Origin of the sequence: Actinacidiphila paucisporea, assembly GCF_900142575.1 — a bacterium.
In the GTDB taxonomy this organism is placed as follows: Bacteria; Actinomycetota; Actinomycetes; order Streptomycetales; family Streptomycetaceae; genus Actinacidiphila; species Actinacidiphila paucisporea.
Genome location: NZ_FRBI01000026.1, coordinates 1 through 20041, shown reverse-complemented (window position 1 = coordinate 20041; position 20041 = coordinate 1). Strand labels below are relative to the sequence as shown.

General features: G+C 71.9%; 15 protein-coding genes and 2 pseudogenes. 9 read left to right on the top strand and 8 right to left on the bottom strand.

Features of this window, described 5'->3' with window-relative positions:
• Positions 1-4 precede the first annotated feature (4 nt).
• From nuoL to nuoN, 3 genes are read left to right on the top strand one after another with little or no spacing between them, the layout of a single operon-like run.
• The gene (nuoL, locus tag BUE44_RS28660; RefSeq protein ID WP_073501924.1) at positions 5-1909 is read left to right on the top strand and encodes an NADH-quinone oxidoreductase subunit L; all 1905 of its coding nucleotides are present in this window, start codon (positions 5-7) and stop codon (positions 1907-1909) included.
• 2 nt (positions 1910-1911) lie between these two features.
• Positions 1912-3507: an NADH-quinone oxidoreductase subunit M gene (locus BUE44_RS28655; RefSeq protein ID WP_073501923.1), complete on the top strand. Its 1596-nt coding sequence runs from the start codon at positions 1912-1914 to the stop codon at positions 3505-3507.
• Entirely contained in the window at positions 3504-5150 is a 1647-nt protein-coding gene (nuoN, locus tag BUE44_RS28650; protein ID WP_073501922.1) for an NADH-quinone oxidoreductase subunit NuoN, read from the top strand. The genes BUE44_RS28655 and nuoN overlap by 4 nt, the downstream gene beginning before the upstream one ends.
• A gap of 89 nt (positions 5151-5239) precedes the next feature.
• Here nuoN and egtD read toward each other — a convergent pair whose 3' ends face one another.
• The 4 genes and pseudogenes from egtD to egtA form a co-directional block, all read right to left on the bottom strand.
• The gene (gene egtD, locus BUE44_RS38890) at positions 5240-6217 is read right to left on the bottom strand and encodes an L-histidine N(alpha)-methyltransferase (protein ID WP_073501997.1); all 978 of its coding nucleotides are present in this window, start codon (positions 6215-6217) and stop codon (positions 5240-5242) included.
• Between the two features lie 99 nt (positions 6218-6316).
• A pseudogene (gene egtC, locus BUE44_RS38885) lies at positions 6317-7063 on the bottom strand (ergothioneine biosynthesis protein EgtC); the annotation flags it as partial.
• Positions 7063-8382 (bottom strand): ergothioneine biosynthesis protein EgtB, encoded by a 1320-nt coding sequence (egtB, locus tag BUE44_RS28635; RefSeq protein ID WP_235002564.1) that lies wholly within the window; start codon positions 8380-8382, stop codon positions 7063-7065. The gene egtB and the pseudogene egtC, both read right to left, overlap by 1 nt.
• A 150-nt stretch (positions 8383-8532) precedes the next feature.
• Positions 8533-9801, bottom strand: coding sequence for an ergothioneine biosynthesis glutamate--cysteine ligase EgtA (gene egtA, locus BUE44_RS28630; RefSeq protein ID WP_073501920.1), 1269 nt, complete (start codon positions 9799-9801; stop codon positions 8533-8535).
• Positions 9802-10294: 493 nt separating this feature from the next.
• Here egtA and BUE44_RS28625 point away from each other — a divergent pair, with 493 nt between their 5' ends.
• From BUE44_RS28625 to BUE44_RS28605, 5 genes are all read left to right on the top strand, one after another.
• The gene (locus BUE44_RS28625) at positions 10295-11317 is read left to right on the top strand and encodes a polyprenyl synthetase family protein (protein WP_073501919.1); all 1023 of its coding nucleotides are present in this window, start codon (positions 10295-10297) and stop codon (positions 11315-11317) included.
• A gap of 321 nt (positions 11318-11638) precedes the next feature.
• Complete coding sequence (locus tag BUE44_RS28620; protein WP_073501918.1) at positions 11639-12874, top strand: LolA family protein; 1236 nt, start codon at positions 11639-11641, stop codon at positions 12872-12874.
• Positions 12871-13833, top strand: coding sequence for an ABC transporter ATP-binding protein (locus tag BUE44_RS28615; RefSeq protein WP_073501917.1), 963 nt, complete (start codon positions 12871-12873; stop codon positions 13831-13833). Before BUE44_RS28620 ends, BUE44_RS28615 begins: the two co-directional genes overlap by 4 nt.
• A complete protein-coding gene (locus BUE44_RS28610; protein WP_079190166.1) occupies positions 13820-14773 on the top strand; it encodes an ABC transporter permease in 954 nt (317 codons plus the stop codon). Before BUE44_RS28615 ends, BUE44_RS28610 begins: the two co-directional genes overlap by 14 nt.
• A gap of 302 nt (positions 14774-15075) precedes the next feature.
• Positions 15076-16170 carry a lytic polysaccharide monooxygenase gene (locus tag BUE44_RS28605; protein ID WP_079190176.1) on the top strand — a complete coding sequence of 365 codons (1095 nt, stop codon included), beginning with the start codon at positions 15076-15078 and terminating at the stop codon, positions 16168-16170.
• 82 nt (positions 16171-16252) lie between these two features.
• Here the strand turns inward: BUE44_RS28605 and BUE44_RS28600 are convergent, their stop codons facing one another.
• The 3 genes from BUE44_RS28600 to BUE44_RS28590 all read right to left on the bottom strand — a co-directional run bounded on the left by BUE44_RS28600 (position 16253) and on the right by BUE44_RS28590 (position 18874).
• Positions 16253-16816 carry a flavodoxin family protein gene (locus BUE44_RS28600; protein WP_073501995.1) on the bottom strand — a complete coding sequence of 188 codons (564 nt, stop codon included), beginning with the start codon at positions 16814-16816 and terminating at the stop codon, positions 16253-16255.
• Between the two features lie 117 nt (positions 16817-16933).
• Positions 16934-17875: an EamA family transporter RarD gene (gene rarD, locus BUE44_RS28595; RefSeq protein WP_073501915.1), complete on the bottom strand. Its 942-nt coding sequence runs from the start codon at positions 17873-17875 to the stop codon at positions 16934-16936.
• Between the two features lie 129 nt (positions 17876-18004).
• Positions 18005-18874 (bottom strand): SDR family oxidoreductase, encoded by an 870-nt coding sequence (locus BUE44_RS28590; protein ID WP_073501994.1) that lies wholly within the window; start codon positions 18872-18874, stop codon positions 18005-18007.
• 90 nt (positions 18875-18964) lie between these two features.
• Here BUE44_RS28590 and BUE44_RS28585 point away from each other — a divergent pair, with 90 nt between their 5' ends.
• Entirely contained in the window at positions 18965-19330 is a 366-nt protein-coding gene (locus BUE44_RS28585; protein WP_073501914.1) for a winged helix-turn-helix transcriptional regulator, read from the top strand.
• 71 nt (positions 19331-19401) lie between these two features.
• Here the strand turns inward: BUE44_RS28585 and BUE44_RS28580 are convergent.
• Positions 19402-20041, bottom strand: a pseudogene (locus BUE44_RS28580) (2-oxoacid:ferredoxin oxidoreductase subunit beta); the annotation flags it as partial.

Below are 20041 nucleotides of genomic sequence, written 5' to 3'. Positions count from 1 at the left end.
AGAAGTGGAAACCCTGATCGGACTGCTCGTCGCGGCGCCGCTGCTCGGCGCGGGCGTCCTGCTGACCGGCGGCAAGCGGCTCGACCGCGTCGGCCACTGGATCGGCACGCTGCTGGCGCTGCTGTCCTTCGTGTTCGGCGTGGTCCTCTTCGCCGACATGCTGGGCAAGGACGCCGACGCGCGGACCCTGACCTCGCACCTGTTCACCTGGGTGCCCGTCGGCGGCTTCCAGGCCGACGTCGGCTTCCAGCTGGACCAGCTGTCCATGACGTTCGTGCTGCTGATCACCGGTGTGGGCACGCTGATCCACATCTACTCGATCGGCTACATGGCGCACGACGAGCGCCGCCGCCGCTTCTTCGGCTACCTCAACCTCTTCCTCGCGGCGATGCTGCTGCTGGTCGTGGCCGACAACTACTTCCTGCTGTACGCCGGCTGGGAGGGGGTCGGCCTGGCGTCGTACCTGCTGATCGGCTTCTGGCAGCACAAGCCCAGCGCGGCGACCGCGGCGAAGAAGGCCTTCATCGTCAACCGGGTCGGCGACATCGGCCTGTCGGTGGCGATCATGCTGATGTTCACCACCTTCGGGTCCTTCGCCTTCAACCAGGTGCTGCCGCAGGCGCAGCAGGCGTCGACGACGCAGCACGCCACCATCACCGGCATCGGCTTCATGCTGCTGCTCGCCGCATGCGGCAAGTCGGCGCAGGTGCCGCTGCAGTCCTGGCTCGGCGACGCGATGGAGGGCCCGACCCCGGTCTCGGCCCTCATCCACGCGGCGACCATGGTGACCGCCGGCGTCTACCTGATCACCCGCTCGGGGGCCATCTTCAACGCGGCGCCCGACGCGCAGACCGCGGTGGTCACCGTCGGCGCGGTCACGCTGCTCTTCGGTGCGATCGTCGGTTGCGCGAAGGACGACATCAAGAAGGCGCTGGCCGGCTCGACGATGTCGCAGATCGGCTACATGATCATGGCGGCCGGGCTCGGCCCGATCGGCTACGTCTTCGCGATCATGCACCTGGTCACGCACGGCTTCTTCAAGGCCGGGCTCTTCCTCGGCGCCGGCTCGGTCATGCACGGCATGAACGACGAGGTCGACATGCGCCGCTACGGCGGCCTGCGCAAGTACATGCCGATCACCTTCGTCACCTTCGGCCTGGGCTACCTGGCGATCATCGGCTTCCCCGGCCTGTCCGGCTTCTTCTCCAAGGACAAGATCATCGAGGCCGCCTTCGCCAAGGGCGGCACCGAGGGCTGGATCCTGGGCGGCGCGGGCCTGCTGGGCGCGGCGATCACCGCCTTCTACATGACCCGCGTGATGCTGATGACCTTCTTCGGCGAGAAGCGCTGGGTCCCGGACGCGGAGGGCCACGAGCCGCACCCGCACGAGTCGCCGTCCTCGATGACCATTCCCATGATCATCCTGGCTTTCGGCTCGGTGTTCGCCGGCGCCTTCTTCAGCCTCAACTCGCGCTTCGTGCACTGGCTGGAGCCGGTCACCGGGCACTCCGAGGGCGACTCGCCGGTCAGCGCGGGCACGGTCACGGCCGCCACCATGGCGGTCCTGGTCGTCGGCGTCGGCATCGCCTGGCTGATGTACGGCCGCAGGCCCGTCCCCAGCCTGGCCCCGCGCGGCTCGCTGCTCACCCGGGCGGCCCGGCGCGACCTGCTCCAGGACGACTTCAACCACGTCGTCCTGGTCCGCGGCGGTGAACACCTCACCCGCTCGCTCGTCTACCTCGACCACTCCCTGGTCGACGGCGTCGTCAACGGCACCGCCGCCTCCGTGGGCGGCCTGTCCGGCCGGCTCCGCAGGCTGCAGAACGGCTACGTCCGCTCGTACGCCGTCTCGATGCTCGGCGGCACCGCGGTGCTGGTCGCCGCGACTCTTCTCATGAGGGCGGTCTGATCATGTCCTTTCCCCTGCTCACCGTGACCGCCGCGGTGCCCGCCGTGGGCGCGGTGGTCACCGCCGCGGTCCCGGCGGCGCAGCGAACCGCCGCCAAGTACACGGCGCTGCTCTTCTCACTCGCGACCCTGGTGCTCGCCGCCGTCGTCCTGGTCAGGTTCGACCCGGGCGGCAACCGCTACCAGCTGACCGAGTCGCACGCCTGGATCAAGGACTTCGGGCTGCGCTACGAGCTCGGCGTGGACGGCATCGCGGCGGTGATGGTCGCGCTGACCGCGCTGCTGATCCCGTTCGTGATGCTGGCCGGCTGGCACGACGCCGACCCGCTGGAAGACGTCAACCCCAACCGGCGCTGGCGGCCGACGCAGGGCTTCTTCGCGCTGATCCTGCTGGTCGAGGCGATGGTGGTGCTGTCCTTCGAGGCCACCGACGTCTTCCTCTTCTACATCTTCTTCGAAGCCATGCTCATCCCGGTGTACTTCCTCATCGGCGGCTTCGGCGACCGCGCGCACGCGGCGGGCGAGGAGGAGGCGGCCCGCCAGCGGTCGTACGCGGCCGTCAAGTTCCTGCTCTACAACCTCGCCGGCGGCCTGATCATGCTGGCCGCGGTCATCGGCCTCTACACCGTGACCGCGCACCAGCTGGGCACCGGCACCTTCTCGCTCCAGGAGATCCTCTCGGCGCGGGCGTCCGGCAAGCTGCACATCGAGACCTCCACCGAGCGCTGGCTCTTCCTCGGCTTCTTCTTCGCCTTCGCGGTGAAGGCCCCGCTGTGGCCGCTGCACACCTGGCTGCCCAACGCGATGGGCGAGTCGACCGCCCCGGTCGCCGTCCTGATCACCGCGGTGGTCGACAAGGTCGGCACCTTCGCGATGCTGCGCTTCTGCCTCCAGCTCTTCCCCGAGGCGTCCAAGTGGGCGACCCCGGTGATCCTGGTGCTCGCGGTGATCAGCATCATCTACGGCGCCCTGCTCGCGGTCGGCCAGCGCGACATCAAGCGGCTGATCGCGTACGCGTCCGTGTCGCACTTCGGCTTCATCATCCTGGGCATCTTCGCGATGACCAGCCAGGGCCAGTCCGGCGCCACGCTCTACATGGTCAACCACGGCATCTCGACCGCGGCGCTGCTGCTGGTCGCCGGCTTCCTGATCACCCGGCGCGGCTCCCGGCTCATCGCCGACTTCGGCGGTGTGCAGAAGGTCGCCCCGGTGCTGGCCGGCACCTTCCTGATCGGCGGCCTGGCCACCCTGTCGCTCCCGGGGCTCGCGCCCTTCGTCAGCGAGTTCCTGGTCCTGGTCGGCACCTTCAGCCGCTACCCGGTGCTCGGCATCATCGCGACGCTGGGCATCGTGCTGGCCGCGCTCTACGTGCTGGTGCTCTACCAGCGCACGATGACCGGCCCGGTCAAGGCCGGCATCGAGGGCATGTCCGACCTGAAGGCCCGTGAACTGCTGGTGGTCACCCCGCTGATCGCCCTGCTGCTCTTCCTGGGCGTCTACCCCAAGCCGGTCACCGACATCGTCAACCCGTCGGTGAACCACACGCTCTCCGACGTGCACAAGACCGACCCCAAGCCCGCGCTGGAGGCGAAGAAGTGAGCGCATCCTCCGTCCACAGCCTGTGGACAACGGCGGCGCCAGTCGCCGACAAGTTCCCGACCCCGCACATCGAGTACGCCCAGCTGTCCCCGGTCCTGATCGTCTTCGCGGCCGCGGCACTCGGCGTGCTGGTCGAGGCCTTCCTGCCGCGCAGGTCCCGCTACACCGCCCAGGTCGGCGTGGCCGCGGTCGGCCTCGCGGCGGCCTTCGCCGCGATCGTCGCGCTCGCCGACAAGGGCTACGGCACCACCAAGGCGCACATCGCGGCCATGGGGGCGGTCGCCGTGGACGGGCCCGCGCTCTTCCTGCAGGGCACCATCCTGCTGGTCGGCTTCGTGGCGATCTTCACCTTCGCCGAGCGGCGGCTCGACCAGCGGGCCCACGGCAACCGGGTCGACTCCTTCGCCGCGCAGGGCTCCGCCGTCCCCGGCAGCGACCAGGAGAAGGCCGCCGTCAGGGCCGGCTTCACCAGCACCGAGGTCTTCCCGCTGCTGATGTTCGCCGTCGGCGGCATGCTCGTCTTCCCGGCCGCCAACGACCTGCTGACGCTCTTCGTGGCCCTTGAGGTCTTCTCGCTGCCGCTGTACATCCTGTGCGCGCTGGCCCGCCGCAACCGCCTGATGTCCCAGGAAGCCGCCGTCAAGTACTTCCTGCTCGGCGCCTTCTCCTCGGCCTTCCTGCTGTTCGGCATCGCGCTGCTGTACGGGTACGCGGGCACCGTCTCGTACTCGGGCATCTCCGCGGTCATCGACGGCACCGCCCCGATGAACCCGGCCCTGGCCTCGACCACCGGCAACGACGCGCTGCTGCTCATCGGCCTCGCCATGGTCACGATGGGCCTGCTCTTCAAGGTCGGCGCGGTGCCCTTCCACATGTGGACGCCCGACGTCTACCAGGGCGCCCCCACACCGGTCACCGGCTTCATGGCGTCCGCCACCAAGGTCGCTGCCTTCGGTGCGCTGCTGCGGCTGCTCTACGTCGTCCTGCCGGGCATGCGGTGGGACTGGCGCCCCGTCATGTGGGGCGTCGCGATCATCACGATGCTCGCCGGCGCGGTCATCGCGGTCACCCAGACCGACGTCAAGCGGCTGCTGGCCTACTCGTCCATCGCCCACGCCGGCTTCATCCTCGCCGGCGTCATCGCCACCACCCCCGACGGCATCTCCTCGGTGCTCTTCTACCTGGCGGCCTACTCCTTCGTGACCCTCGGTGCCTTCGCCGTCGTCACCCTGGTCCGCGACGCCGGCGGCGAGGCCACCCACCTGTCCCGCTGGGCCGGACTCGGCCGCCGCTCCCCGCTGGTCGCCGCGGTCTTCGCGGTCTTCCTGCTGGCCTTCGCGGGCATCCCGCTCACCTCCGGCTTCGCGGGGAAGTTCGCCGTCTTCAAGGCCGCGGCCGGCGGCGGCGCGATGCCGCTGGTGATCGTCGGCGTGATCTCCTCGGCGATCGCCGCGTTCTTCTACATCCGGGTGATCGTGCTGATGTTCTTCAGCGAGCCGAAGGCCGACGGCCCGACCGTCGCGGTCCCGTCCGTGATGACCTCCACGGCCATCGCGGTGGGCGTCGCCGTCACCCTGGTCCTCGGCCTGGCCCCGCAGTATTTCCTCGACCTCGCCGACAAGGCGGGCGTCTTCGTGCGCTAGCCGTACCGCTCCGGGTGCACCGCGGGGTGCGGGTCGTTCCTCGACCCGCACCCCGCGGTGCGTATCCGGGCTGCACCTGGGTCGGGCTCCTAGTTGGGCACCGCCAGCAGCAGGGCGAAGCGCCCGCCGGGGTCGGTCCACCACTGGCGGACGGTGAAGCCGCCCTCGTGCAGCTCCGCCGTCAGCGACTCGCGGCGGAATTTGCAGGAAAGCTCGGTGCGCAGGTCCTCGCCCTCGGCGAGTTCCAGGTTCAGGTCGAGGTCGGGGATCTTGACGCTCTGCGCGATACGGGAGCGCAGCCGCATCTCGATGCGTTCCTCCTCGGCATTCCACACGGCGACGTGGTCGAAGGCCTCGGGGTCGAAGTCGGCGCCCAGCTCGCGGTTGAGCACGTACAGGACGTTCTTGTTGAACTCGGCGGTGACGCCCTGCGCGTCGTCGTAGGCGCGGACCAGGACGTCCGGGTCCTTGACCAGGTCGGCGCCGAGCAGCAGCACGTCGTCGCTGCTCAGCGCGAGCGCCAGGGTGCGGTAGAAGGCGCGGCGCTGGTCGGCGTCGAAATTGCCGATGGTGCTGCCGAGGAAGGCCAGCAGGCGCGGCCCCGGCTCGTCCGAGAGCGGCAGCCCGCCCTCGAAGTCGGCGACGGTCGCGGTGACGGTGAGGCCCGGGTAGTCGCCGCAGATCGCCTCGCCCGCCTCCGCCAGTGCCGCGCCGCTCACGTCCAGGGGCGCGTAGCGGACCAGGCTGCCGCCCGCGGTGAGCGCGTCGAGCAGCAGCCGGGTCTTGCGGGACGATCCTGAACCCAGCTCGATCAGGGTGCTCGCCCGGGTGATCGCGGCGATCTCGGGCGCGCGGCGGGTCAGGATCTCCTGCTCGGCGCGGGTCGGGTAGTACTCGGGCAGCCGCGTGATCTCCTCGAACAGGTCGCTGCCGCGCTTGTCGTAGAACCATTTCGGCGGCAATGTACGGGGCGGTTCGCTCAGGCCCTTGCGGACGTCGTCGTGCAGCGAGTCGGTGAAGTAGCCGGCGGGCAGCCGGTCGTCGAGGGTGAAGCGGCTCTCGGCCATGCGGTGTCGCTCCTTGCGGTCGGCGGCCCCCGGGGGGCGCAGCGGGATGATCCGTACTCCTGCGGTGGTGGCCAGCAGCAGCGAACGGTCGGGGACTTCCCGCCATTCGCCGAGCCCTGGCGCCTGGTCGGCCGTGTGCGGCGCGGGAGGCTCCTCGTCCGGCTCGGAGGCGACCAGGGCCGCACCCGGGCCGGTGCGGTACCAGAGGGTGTCGCCCCAGGCGGTGGCGGCGATCGTGCGGCCGTCGGTGAGCAGGAAGTTGAGCCGCGCGTCCGGGCGGGCGGCGGCGACCCGGCGTGCGACCGACGCCAGCGCGCCGCCGGGCGGCTGGCCCTGCCGCAGCAGCGCGGTGAGCATCGCCCACAGCGCCGCCGAGTCGCAGTGGGCCTCCAGGCCGAGCAGTTCCGCCTCGGTCAGGCCGGTGGGCAGCCGCGTCCAGTCCCGGACGGCGCCGTTGTGGCTGAACAGCCAGCGCCCGTCCTTGAAGGGTGCGGCGGCCGACTCGTCCTGCGTGGTCCCCGCGGTCGCCGACCGCACCGCGGCAAGGACCGCGCCGCTGCGTATTGCCGGGGCCAGTTCGGCGAAGTTGGCGTCCGCCCATACGGGCACGGCCCGCCGGTAGCGCACCGGCTGCGGGAAGCCGGCGTCGTCGGCGTCGCCCGTGCCGGGCGCCCCGTCGGGTGCTGGGCCGAGCGGATACCAGCCGACACCGAAACCGTCGGCGTTCACCGTGCCGTGGCGCTGCCGCCGCGGCTGCCACGACTGCTCGTACAGGCCGTGCGCGGGCCTGACGAGCAGCCGGTCGAGCGTCAGCGGCGGCCCCACGTAGGCGAGGTGGCGGCACATCAGCCGCGCCCGCCGCCACGGGCCGGGCCGGGGCCGCCGCCGGGGGTCTCCTCGTCGCGCGCGGTGCGGAATCCGGCGAAGATCTGCCGGCGGATCGGGTAGTCCCAGTTGCGGAAGGTGCTGCGGGCCGCCACCGGGGCGACCCCGAAGGCGCCGCCGCGCAGCACCTTGTAGTCGGGGCCGAAGAAGACGTCGGAGTATTCCTTGTAAGGGAAGGCGGCGAAGCCGGGGTAGGGGGCGAAGTCGGACGCGGTCCATTCCCACACGTCGCCGACGAGCTGCCGGGCGCCGCTGGGCGCGGCACCCGCCGGGTAACTGCCGGCGGGAGCGGGGCGGAGGTGGCGCTGGCCGAGGTTGGCGTGCTCGGGCCCCGGGTCCGCGTCGCCCCACGGGTAGCGGCGGGAGCGGCCGGTGGCCGGGTCGTGCCTGGCCGCCTTCTCCCACTCGGCCTCCGTGGGCAGCCTGCGGCCCGCCCAGCGGGCGTAGGCGTCGGCCTCGTACCAGCACACGTGCAGCACCGGTTCGTCCGCCGGTACGGGCTCGGTGCGGCCGAAGCGGCGGCGCGTCCAGCCCTCGCCGTCGCGGTCCCAGAACAGCGGCGCGACCAGGCCCGCCTCGCGCACGTGCCGCCAGCCCTCCGGCGCCCACCAGGCCGGCTCGTCGTAGCCGCCGGCGGCGATGAATTCGGCGTAGGCGCCGTTGGTGACCGGCACCGTGTCCAGCCAGAAGCCGGGCACCTCGACGCTGTGCGCGGGCAGTTCGTTGTCCAGCGCCCAGGGCTCGGTGCTGGTGCCCATGGTGAAGGCTCCGCCGGGTATGTGCACCTCGCGCGGCAGGAGGGCCACGTCGGCGGGCGCGGGCGGCGGCTCGGGCGCGTCGAGGACCGGCGGCCCGACGCGGAGCTGATGGGTGGCGAGCATCGTCTCGTCGTGCTGCTGCTCGTGCTGGGCGAGCATGCCGAAGACGAAGGCGTCGGCGAGCAGGCGCTCCGGCTGGTCGGGGCCGGTGTCGACGCTCTCCAGCACCTCCGCGGTCTGCTCGCGCACCGCGGCAAGATACGCACGGGCCTCGGCCGGGCCGAGCAGCGGCAGGGCGGGGCGGTCGGCACGCGGCGTCCTGAACGCGTCGTAGACGTGGTCGAGGTCGGGGCGCAGTCCGGGGCGACCGCCGGCCTCACGGACCAGCCACAGCTCCTCCTGGTTGCCGATGTGCGCGAGGTCCCACACCAGCGGGGACATCAGGGGGGAGTGCTGCGCGGTCAGGTCGTGCTCGTCGACGCTGTCGGTGAGCAGTTCGGTGCGCCGCCTGGCGGCCTCCAGGGCGGCGAGCGCCCGGACGGGCGGGGCCTGGGCCGAGCCCTGCGGGGCCGGAGCGGCGGAAGTGGCCCCTGCGGCGGAAGTGGCCGCGGCCTGGGCCGTCCTGCTGGTACTGGTGGTGCGGGGGTTTGTCACGACATACCTTCCGGAAGGTCAGACGCGGGACAGCGCGTCCAACTGGTCGTGTGCGGGACATCGGCCACGCTCTGCGTAGCGCTCGGCGAAGGCGGCGACCGCCGCTCGCAGTGCCGCGGGACTGTCCGAGCGCGCCAGTGCGCTCTCCACGGCGGTGAAGCAGGCACCCACGGCCTTGCCGATGTCCGGGTCGGCCGGGCCGATCCGGGCGGCTCGCCGCCAGACGTCGGCGGGCGGAAGCGGCTGCCCGTCCAGGCAGAGCGCTTCCGTCGCCGCGAGTGCGGCATCGGCGGCGACCGGATCGTCCAGGAGGGTCGCCGTGAGCGCGGTCGGTACCACCCAGGCGTCGCCGTCCTGGGCGTCGATCATCCGCAGTTCCAGCCAGCCGCGTGGCCTGACCGGGGGGAAGAGCGTACTGAGGTGGTAGTCGAGGTCGGCGACCGTCGGCCGGCGCAGCCCGTGCGCCGCGCCGCGCAGCCAGTCGCGGAACGTCAGGCCGGGGGGTGCGGTCCAGTCGGCCTCCTTGCCCCCGGCCGTCGCGGCCTCGTCGCCGCGTATGCACAGCACCCGCGCGTCCAGGGCGTAGCGCGCCCACGCGGAGCGCGGATCGGGGTCGTGGTCGGGCTGCCGCGTACGGCCGGGGTCCATCGCGGCCCAGGTCGCCTGCCGGGTGGAGACCCAGCCGGTGGGGCGCCCTTCGCTGAGCGGGGAGTTCGCGAACGCCGCCACCAGGACCGGGCCGATCCGGTGCGCCAGCTCCCAGCGCTGCCGGTATCCGGTGATCCCCGCGGAGTCGTCCCCGCTGTCCAGGTTGATCTGCAGCGAGGCCGTGCGGCGCATCATGGTGCGGCCCCAGGGGCCTTCGCGGTCGAAGAAGCCCTCCATCGCCGCGTAGCGGGGATGGTCCAGGAGCCTCGGGGGGTTGCGGTAGGGGTCGAGGCCGAAGCCGGTCAGGACCAGGTCGGCCCGGTCCATGGCCGCGCGCAGGGCCGCGAGATCGGCGGCCATCGCCTCGACGCATTCGGTGAGCGAACCGGCGGGCGGGGAACTCAGTTCCACCTGGCCACCCGGTTCGCGGGTCATTCTGCTGCCCCGGGGGATCGCCCCGGGCACTTCGACCGGCGCGAGTGCCGCGTCCAGCCGGTCGGCGGTTATCAGCGTGCGGGGATCGGAGCGGTCATGCACCAACCACTCCAGTTCCACCCCGGTCCGGGCCGGCGGCCCGGTCTTGAAGCAGACACCGCGCACATGCGCCTCTGCCTCGTCCTCCAGCAGGTCGGCTGTCATCGATCCACCTCCTCATCGATCTCATCGATTTTCGTCGGCGTTTGATTCCCCCTGGGATTTTTTTCCCGTGGGGATCTACCCCGATGCGAGGACATGTCACATGTTGCTGCGGCGATTTTATTCGGCTGTGCGATCGGACGGTCTTACGTGTCGATGAACGTTCGCCGGTCAGACGAACGGCACCCGGTGTCCACCTGACGGGCCGGTCATAGCACCCTGAAACACCGCGATATGGATCATACGTGGACCGACGGTGCACGGCCTCCCGTACGGCGCCGGATACGCCGTCCGGTGCGACCTCGCCCATCGCGCCGGGCGCGGTCCGCCCGCCGCCCCGCATAGGGCGATGCCCCGGCGGTGATCCACAGTCGACCGGCTACGCTGCCCGTGTACGCAAGAAGAGCCGAGCACCACGTCAGCGCCAGCGGAGCCGCCCGCGAAGCGCCGTTCCAGAACCCCGCCAGAAGCCAGATCAGCGACAGGAGCACCCCTCGTGAACGTCGTCGGGCCACCCTTCGGGCTGAGCGTGTGGGACCCCGCTCTGGACGCCGACATCGGCGCCGGACTCGCGGCGGTGGAAGAGGGCCTGATCGAGGCCACCAAGAGCGACGTCCCCTTCATCACCGACGCCGCCAGGCACCTGCTGCAGGCCGGCGGTAAGCGCTTCCGGCCACTCCTGGTGATGCTCGGCGCCCAGTTCGGCGACCCCTTCGCGCCCCGCGTGGTGCCGGCCGCGGTGGTCGTCGAACTCACCCACCTGGCCACGCTTTACCACGACGACGTCATGGACGAGGCCGACGCCCGCCGCGGCGTGCCCAGCGCCAACACCCGCTGGGGCAACTCGGTCGCGGTGCTGACCGGCGACTTCCTCTTCTCCCGCGCCTCGCACATCCTGGCCGACCTCGGACCCGAGGCGGTCCGGGTCCAGGCCGAGTCCTTCGAACGGCTGGTCACCGGCCAGATCCTGGAGACGGTCGGCCCGCGCGACGGCCGCGACCCGCTGGACCACTACCTGGAGGTGCTGGCCGGCAAGACCAGCTCCCTGATGGCGGTCTCCGGGCGGTTCGGCGCGATGATGTCGGGCGCGGACGAGTCGGTGGTGCACACCCTGACCCAGTACGGCGAACGCATCGGCATCGCCTTCCAACTCGCCGACGACGTCCTGGACATCGCCAGCGACAGCCACGAGTCGGGCAAGACCCCGGGCACCGACCTGCGCGAGGGCATCCCGACGCTGCCGGTGCTGCACGTGCGCAAGCAGTACGCACAGGCCGGCGGCGCCGTCTCGGCCGACGACCGGCGGCTGATCGAACTGCTCGACGGCGACCTCACCGACGACCGCTTGCACGCCGAGGCACTCAGCCTGCTGCGGGCCCACCCGGCGCTCGAACAGGCCCGCCGCGACTCGCTGCGCTACGCCGAGGAGGCGCGGACCGCCCTGGCGCCGCTGCCCGAAGGGCCCGCCAAGCAGGCGCTGGCCGGGCTGTGCGACGCCGTGGTGCACCGGGCGGGCTGAGCCGCCTGCCGTGGTCCGCCGGCCCGTCTCGGCCCCCCCGTCGGCCTTCCCGGCCCGCGCTGCCTGCCGCCCGGCCTGCTCCGTCCCGGCTGCCGCCCGACCCTGAGACGGCGTCAGGGGTCGGTACTCCTGATCGTGTACGGGACGCCGGACCGTCATCCCGCAGGTGTACACGGAGTTGACCCCGGGGGCTGATGTGGCGCGGTGGCCGATTTGGTGGGATGGAGACACACCACTTCGGGGCGGACCGGGCGACAATGGCCTGGGGAGTGGACGAGTGCAGTACAGCGAACCGCCGCTGACGACGGAGGTAAAGACGTAATGGCACTGATCCAACCGGCACAGCCGGAGGCGAGTGAGCCCGAGGGAGGGCGGCGGAAGCGCAAGGCGCTGCGCTATGCCGTCCCGGCAGCGGTCGTGGGCGTGACCGCGGCGACCATCGGACTGGTCCCCGCGCTCGCGGACAGCGGCGACCCGTCCCTGCCGTCGCTCACCGCCGAGCAGATCATCACCAAGATCGCCGCATCCGACACCCAGACCGTGGACGGCACGGTCAAGATCAGCACCGACCTGGGCCTGCCGTCCGTCCTGACGGGCGGCAGCGGGAGCAGCCTGTTCGGCGGCGCCGTCGCGCCGCCGTCGTTCGGCTCGCGCGGCGGCTCCCAGGCCGACCCGCAGCGGCAGTTCACCCAGTTGCTCCTCGGCACCCACACCCTGCATGTCGCGGCGGACGGCCAGGACCGCCAGAAGGTCTCGATCATCGAGCCCGCCGCCGAGTACAGCGTCATCCACGACGGCTCGCAGCTGTGGGCGTACGACAGCTCGTCCAACGAGGCGTATCACGCCACGCTGCCCGCCCGGGGGGCCGTGACAGGAAAGGCCGACACGCGGCGGCAGCCGGGCGCCGAGGCCTTCCCCGCGACCCCGCAGGCCGCCGCCCGGCAGATCCTCAAGGCGGCCGACGGCACCGCCTCGATCACCGCGGACGGCACGGCCAGGGTGGCCGGACGCAGTGCGTACGAGCTGCTGATCCGCCCTCAGCACGCGTCGGCCACGACGGTCGACTCGATCAGGATCGCGGTCGATTCCACCACCGGCGTGCCGCTGAAGTTCACCCTCCAGCCCAAGGGCAAGGGCAAGGCGGCCGTCGAGATCGGCTACACCAAGGTCAGCTTCGGCAAGCCCGCCGCGAGCACCTTCACCTTCACCCCGCCCAAGGGCGCCAAGGTGACCGAGCAGCAGGACACCTCCCGCAAGGGCGCGGCGCCCGACGCGATGTCCGGCCTCGGTGCCGACAGCTCCGTCGGGTCCGGCTGGGACACCGTCGCGGTCTTCCACGGCAAGGGCGCCCTGCCGTCGGGCGCGGAGAAGAACGGCAAGGGCGGGGCCGCGGCGATGCTCGGCGGCTTCGGCAAGCAGGTCAGCGGTTCCTTCGGCTCGGGCACGCTCTTCCACACCCGGCTGGTCAATGTGCTGCTGACGCAGGACGGCACGATATACGCCGGTGCGGTCGACGAGTCCGCGCTGACCGCGGCCGCGAGCAGCGCCGCGCGATGACACCGGTGGCCCCGACGCCCGGTGTGGTGATCGAGACCAGCGGCCTGGCCAAGCAGTATCGGGGCACGCTGGCCGTGGACGGCCTGGACCTCCAGGTGCCGCGCGGCAGCGTGTTCGGCTTCCTCGGGCCCAACGGCTCGGGCAAGACGACCACGATCCGGATGCTGATGGGCCTGATCGAGCCGACCGCGGGCAGCGCCCGCGTCCTCGGCCGCCCCATGCCGCGCTCCTCCCGCAGCGTGCTGCCGAAGGTCGGGGCCCTCATCGAGGGCCCCGCGCTCTACGGCTTCCTGTCCGGCCAGGACAACCTGATCCGCTACGACGCCGCCGACCCGACGGCCGACCCGCGGACCAGGAAGGCCAGGGTGGGCTCGGCGCTCGACCGGGTCGGGCTGACCGCGGCGGCGGGGAAGAAGGCGAAGGCCTATTCGCTCGGCATGAAGCAGCGGCTGGGGCTGGCCTCCGCCCTGCTCCAGCCGCGCGAGCTGCTGGTGCTGGACGAGCCGACCAACGGCCTGGACCCGCAGGGCATGCGGGAGATCCGGGCCCTGGTCAGAGAGCTGGCGGACGACGGGACCACCGTTTTCCTGTCCTCGCACCTGCTGGACGAGATCGAGCAGGTCTGCACGCACGCCGCGGTGATGGCCCGCGGCCGGCTGATCACCCAGGGGCCGGTCGCGGAGCTGTCCGCGGGCACCCGCGGCCGCCTTGAGGTCACCACCCCCGACCCGGTCGAGACCGTCCGGGTGCTGGCGGCCCACGGCGTCACGGACCTGGTCACCGACCCGCACACCGCCCAGGTCACCGGCGAGCTGCCCGCCGAGCCGCCCGACCTGGCGGAGCTGAACGCCGCCCTGGTCGCCGCCGGGGTGCGGGTGCGCGGCTTCGGGCTGCGGCGCGCGTCGCTGGAGGACGCGTTCGTGGCGCTGACAGGGGAGGGTTTCGATGTCGCGGGCTGAGACCACCGCGGGCCCAGGCCTGCACGACGGCGACCCCGGGCACCGCCCGGGGGAGCCGGTCCGGGAGCGCGCTCCCGCCCCGCCGGCGTCCCGGACGCCCCGGGCGGCGTGGTCGCTCGGGCTGTTCGGCTCCGAGCTGCTGATCGTCTTCCGCCGCGCCCGCACCCTCGCCCTGCTCGGCGTGCTGGCCGGCGTGCCTGTGCTGGTGGGCATCGCGGTCAGGATCGAGACCCGCGGCGGCCACTCGGTCGGGGGCGACGGCGGCGGCGGGCCGGCCTTCCTCGAACAGATCAGCAACAACGGCCTGTTCCTCGCCTTCGCCTCCCTCGCCGCGACCCTCCCCTTCTTCCTGCCGATGGCGATCGGCGTGGTGGCCGGGGACTCCGTCGCGGGGGAGGCCAGCACCGGGACCCTGCGCTATCTGCTGGTCGCCCCGGCCGGCCGCACCCGCCTGCTGCTCGCCAAGTACGCCTCGGTGCTGACCTTCTGCGTCGCCGCCACCCTCGTCGTGGTGCTCTCCGCGGTCGTCGTCGGCTTCAGCCTCTTCCCGGTCGGCGACGTCACCCTGCTCTCCGGCAACACCGTCTCCCTCTCCGACGGCATCCTCCGCGGCCTGCTGATCGCCCTCCTGGTCGCGTCCTCGCTCATCGGCCTGGCCGCCCTGGGCCTGTTCATCTCGACCCTCACCGACAGCGGCATCGGCGCGATGGCCGCCACGGTCGGCCTGCTGATCACCGTCCAGATCATCAACAACATCCCTCAGCTCCACGCCCTGCAGCCCTACCTCTTCCCGCACTACTGGCTGAGCTTCGCCGACGTGATGCGCGCCCCCGTCATATGGACCGGCATCCTCAAGAACCTCGCCCTGCAGTTCCTCTACGCCGCCGTCTTCGGCTCCGCCGCCTGGGCCCGCTTCACCACCCGCGACGTCACGGCGTAGCGAGGCCGGGTCCGCCCGGCGGCGGGCCCGCGCCGCCGCGCGGCGGGGAGCGGCATGGCAGGTCCAGCCGACCGGGCTGTTTACACGCCCCTGATCTGCTGTTAGCTTCACGAATGGGAGCGCTCCCATGATTCGGGGAAGCGTACCCGCGACATTTCTCCCCCCACTCGCCCCTGAGGACCCGGCTGCGGTGGACCCACGGCCTCGGGGGCGTCGCCGGAAAGGTCACCACCTTGAAGAGGAACAGACAGCTCTCCTTAATCGCCGTCCTCGCCACGCTGCTCTCGGCGTTCGGCATCGTCATGCTGACCCAGGGCTCCGCGCAGGCGCACGGTGTCGCCATGTCGCCCGGGTCGCGGACGTATCTGTGCTACCAGGACGCCAAGACGTCCACGGGCGCCCTCGTGCCGACCAACCCGGCGTGTGCCGCGGCGGTCGCGCAGAGCGGCACGACCCCGCTGTACAACTGGTTCGCGGTGCTCGACTCCAACGCGGGCGGGCGCACGACGGGTTACGTGCCCGACGGGACGCTGTGCAGCGCGGGCAACAAGTCGCCGTACGACTTCTCGGCCTACAGCGCGGCCCGCGACGACTGGCCCCGCACGCACCTGACGTCGGGGTCGACGATCCAGCTGCAGTACAGCAACTGGGCCGCGCACCCGGGCACCTTCCACATCTACGTCACCAAGCAGGGCTGGTCCCCGACCACCCCGCTGGCCTGGGCCGACCTCGACGCGATCGGGACCAGCTCCAACCCGCCCGCGGTGGGGACGCCCGGCACCGACGGCGGCCACTACTACTGGGACCAGGCGCTGCCCGCGGGTCGTACCGGCAATGCCCTGATCTTCATCCAGTGGGTCCGCTCGGACAGCAACGAGAACTTCTTCTCCTGCTCCGACGTCGCCTTCGACGGCGGCCACGGCGAGGTCACCGGCATCCACAACGGCTCCACCACACCGCCCACCTCGCAGCCGCCGACGTCCCAGCCGCCCACCTCGCAGCCGCCGACGTCGCAGCCCCCCACCTCCCAGCCCCCGACGTCGCAGCCGCCGACGTCCACGCCCCCCACGTCCATGCCGCCCGTCGACGGCGCCTGCATGGCGCTGTATTCGGTGATCAACTCCTGGAGCGGCGGCTTCCAGGCCTCGGTCGAGGTCATGAACCACGGCACCACACCATCGGGCCACTGGAAGGTGACCTGGAAACCGGGCGACGGCACGCAGATATCCAGTCTGTGGAACGGCGTCCTGACCACCAGCGGCGGTAACGCCAGCGTGGCCAACGCCGCCTACAACGGCACGATCGCGCCGAACGGCACGACCACGTTCGGCTTCACCGCCAACACCACGACCGGCATCACTCTGCCCAACGGGTCCATCACCTGCACGTTCTCCTGACGTGCGGGAGGTGTGGCCACGGCCAGGCGCCCGCCCCGTACGGCCCCGTGTCCGTACGGGGCGGGCGCGCCCGCGGGGCGGCTCACGGAGTGAAGAAGGTCTTCGCGCGCCGGGCCGCGTCCTCGTCGGTGGTGACCTGGCCCGGGCGGGTCGCGCTGGCGAGCAGGACGCCGCGGAAGTCCATGTGCATGTAGCGGGCGGTCTTGGTGAGGGTGCCCACCAGCGGGTCGGCGTCGGAGTGGTCGGCGCCGGAGAGGGCGGTGACGCCCCACAGGGTGCGGCCGGCCATGCGGGCGCGGAAGTCGAGGCCGGGCACGCGCATCCACCCCGACCAGTGGTCGAGGTACTGCTTGGTGGGCGTCGAGACGGCGTACCAGTACAGCGGGGACGCGATGACCAGGTCGGTCGCGTCGAGCGTGGCGTCCAGCAGTGTCCGGGCGTGGCCGGTGGGCGGCGGGTACGAGCCGTCGCCGTCGTGGCGTACGTCGGCGAAGGCCGGCAGCCGCATCTCCGCGAGCCGCACCCAGTGCTGCTCCACGTCGGACGGCAGCTGCGCCGCCGCCTGCTGTGCCAGCGTCTCGGTGTTGCCCCCGGTGCGGGTGCTGCCGAGGAGGAAGAGGAACCGTCGCCCCGAGAAGTCATGCATGTGCATATATTGCGCGCGCATCGAATGACTTGTCAAAGCGATCCCCCTCACACGGATCGCTCGCACCCCGCCGCTCGCACGTTCCCCCGGCGGGCGCCCCACCGTCCGTCACAGCCCTCAGGCGGAGCCGGCCCGGGCGGCCGCCGGGTCGGGCGCCTGGGCCGGGGGAGCGGCGGCCGTCCGCGTACGGCGGGCGTTGCGCAGGGCGTCGACCGTCAGCAGGGCCAGCGCCGACCAGACCAGCAGGAAGCCGACCCACTGCTCGGCGGACATCGTCTCGTGGAAGTGGAGGACGCCGATCAGGAACTGGAAGACCGGCGCCAGGTACTGGAGCAGGCCGAGCGTGGACAGCGGCAGGCGGTTGGCCGACATCCCGAAGCAGACCAGCGGCACGGCGGTGACCAGGCCCGACAGCGCCAGCAGTCCGGCGTGGCCGGGGCCGTGGTGGGTGAAGGTCGAGTCGCCGCGGCCGCCGAGGACGAGCAGGAAGGCGAGGGCCGGCAGGAACTGCACGGAGGTCTCCGCGGCCAGCGACTCCAGGCCGCCCATCGCGACCTTCTTCTTGACCAGGCCGTAGGTGCCGAAGGACAGGGCCAGCGTCAGCGCGATCCAGGGCAGCCGGCCGTAGCCGACCGCGAGCACCGCGACGGCGGCGGCGCCGATGCCGACCGCCGCCCACTGCACGGGCCGCAGCCGCTCGTGCAGCACCAGGACCGCCAGCGCGATGGTCACCAGCGGGTTGATGAAGTAGCCGAGCGAGGTCTCCACGACATGGCCGGCGTTGACCGCCCAGATGTACATGCCCCAGTTCACCGACACCACGGTCGCGGCGAGCGCGATCAGGGCCAGCCGGCGCGGCCGGCGTATCAGCTCGGTGACCCAGGCCCACCGGCGCAGCGCCAGCAGAATGACGGCGACCACCACCAGCGACCACACCATCCGGTGGGCCAGGATCTCGCCCGCGCCCGCGGGTTCGAGCAGCGGCCAGTACAGCGGGAAAAGACCCCACAAACCGTAGGCCACGAAGCCGTACACCAGTCCCGCGCGGTTCTCGCCCATCGCCGTCCTCCCACGCCGCCGTACGCGGTGCGGGTACGGGCGGCAGTCCGACGGTAGCGGTACGGCGACCGCACTGCCAGGCCCGTACCGCAGATTGGTCCTGACGCACCGGCCGCCGGGCCCCCGGTCCTACACGCCCAGCGCCCGCAGCTCCACCGCGACCGTCTCGCGCAGCGGCGTCGTCGGGCGGCCGATCAGCCGGGACATCTCGCCGCTGGTGCCGGCCAGCAGGCCCTCACCGATCGCCCGGTCCACGTCGACCAGCACCGCGGCGAAGTCGGCCGGCACCCCGACGCCGACCAGGATCTCCTGCCGCTCCGCCGCGCTCACGTCGTGGTAGGCGACCTCCCGGCCGGACAGTTCGGCGACGGTGGCCGCGTATTCGGGGAAGCTCCAGGCGGTGTCGCCGCTCAGGTCGTACGCCTTGTTCTCGTGGCCCTCGCCGGTCAGCACGGCCGCTGCCGCCGCCGCGTAGTCCGCCCGCGCGGCCGACGCGACCCGCCCGTCGCCCGCGTTGCCGATCACGGCGCCGTGTTCCAGCACCGCCGGCAGGTTCGCGGTGTAGACCTCGGTGTACCAGCCGTTGCGCAGGAAGACGTACGGCAGCCCGGACGCCAGGACGGCCTCCTCGGTGGCCTTGTGCTCGTCGGCGAGGACGAAGTCGGCGGCCGGGCCGCCCAGCACGCCGGTGTAGGCCAGTAGCGACACGCCGGCCTCGGCGGCCGCGTCGACCACCGCGGTGTGCTGCGGGACGCGGCGGCCGACCTCGTTCCCCGAGATCAGCAGGACGCGGTCGCCGGCCGCGAAGGCGTTCTTGAAGCTGGCGGGCCGGTCGTAGTCCGCGACCCGTACCTCCACCCCGCTCGCGGCGAGGTCGGCGGCCTTGTCCGCGTCCCGCACGACGGCGGCGATCCCGGCGGGCGCGACCCCGCGCTCCAGCAGGTCCGCGATGACGAGGCGGCCGAGGTGGCCGGTGGCTCCGGTGACGGCGATGCTCACGGTGGTTCTCCCGGGGTTCTTGCCGACGCGGGTGTCGCGGTCGGACGTGATCACCGTAACCGGCACGCTAACTAAAGGAAAGTACCGACCTTGAAGTACGGTACATACGTGAAGGTGAGCTGCCCTGAGCGGGCCATTCTCGAACACGTCACCAGCCGCTGGGGCGTGCTGGTGCTCGCCGCCCTCCTCGACGCCGGCACCCTGCGCTTCAGCGAACTGCGCGACGGCATCGGGGACGTCAGCGAGAAGATGCTGACGCAGACACTGCGGACCCTGGAGCGGGACGGCTTCGTACGCCGCCGCGCCCGCCCCGTCATACCGCCGCACGTCGACTACGACCTGACGGCCCTCGGGCACGAGGCTGCCCTCAAGGTACGGGCGCTGGCCGCGTGGACCGAGTCGCACGTGGCGGCGGTGGCCGCGGCCCAGACGGCGTACGACGCCGCGCGCGGCTGAATCCCCTCCCGCCGGACCCGCAGCGGGGTGCCCTCCCCGCGAGGGCACCCCACTGCTTTCGGCTCAGGGGGTCAGGTGACGGTCCAGGTGTCGGTGCCGGTGAGGAGGGTGGTGAGGTCGCCTGGGCCTTGTTGGGTGGTGGCGTGGTCGATCTGGTCGGCCATGTCGGTGTCGTAGACGGGGCGGGTGGTGTCGCGCAGGACGCCGATGGGGGTGTGGTGGAGGGTGTCGGGGTCGGCGAGGCGGGTCAGGGCGAAGGCGGTGGTGGGGCTGGTGGCGTGGGCGTCGTGGATGAGGATCTGGTCGGGGTTGGTGGTGGTGGTGTCCACGACGGTCAGGTCGCCGGTCGCGGGGTCGCGGATGACGCCTTTGGAGCCCAGGCCGTCGGGTGCGGGGGTGCCGAAGCGGATGGGTTGGCCGTGTTCGAGGCGGATGAGGGCCTCGTGGGCGGTCGCGGAGTCTTTGAGGGCGTCGAAGGCGCCGTCGTTGAAGATGTTGCAGTTCTGGTAGATCTCCACCAGTGCGGTGCCGGGGTGGTCGGCGGCGGCGCGCAGGACGGACTGGAGGTGTTTGCGGTCGGAGTCGATGGTGCGGGCCACGAAGCTTGCTTCGGCGCCGATGGCCAGGGAGAGGGGGTTGAAGGGGGCGTCCAGGGATCCCATGGGGGTGGACTTGGTGATCTTCCCGGTCTCCGAGGTGGGGGAGTACTGG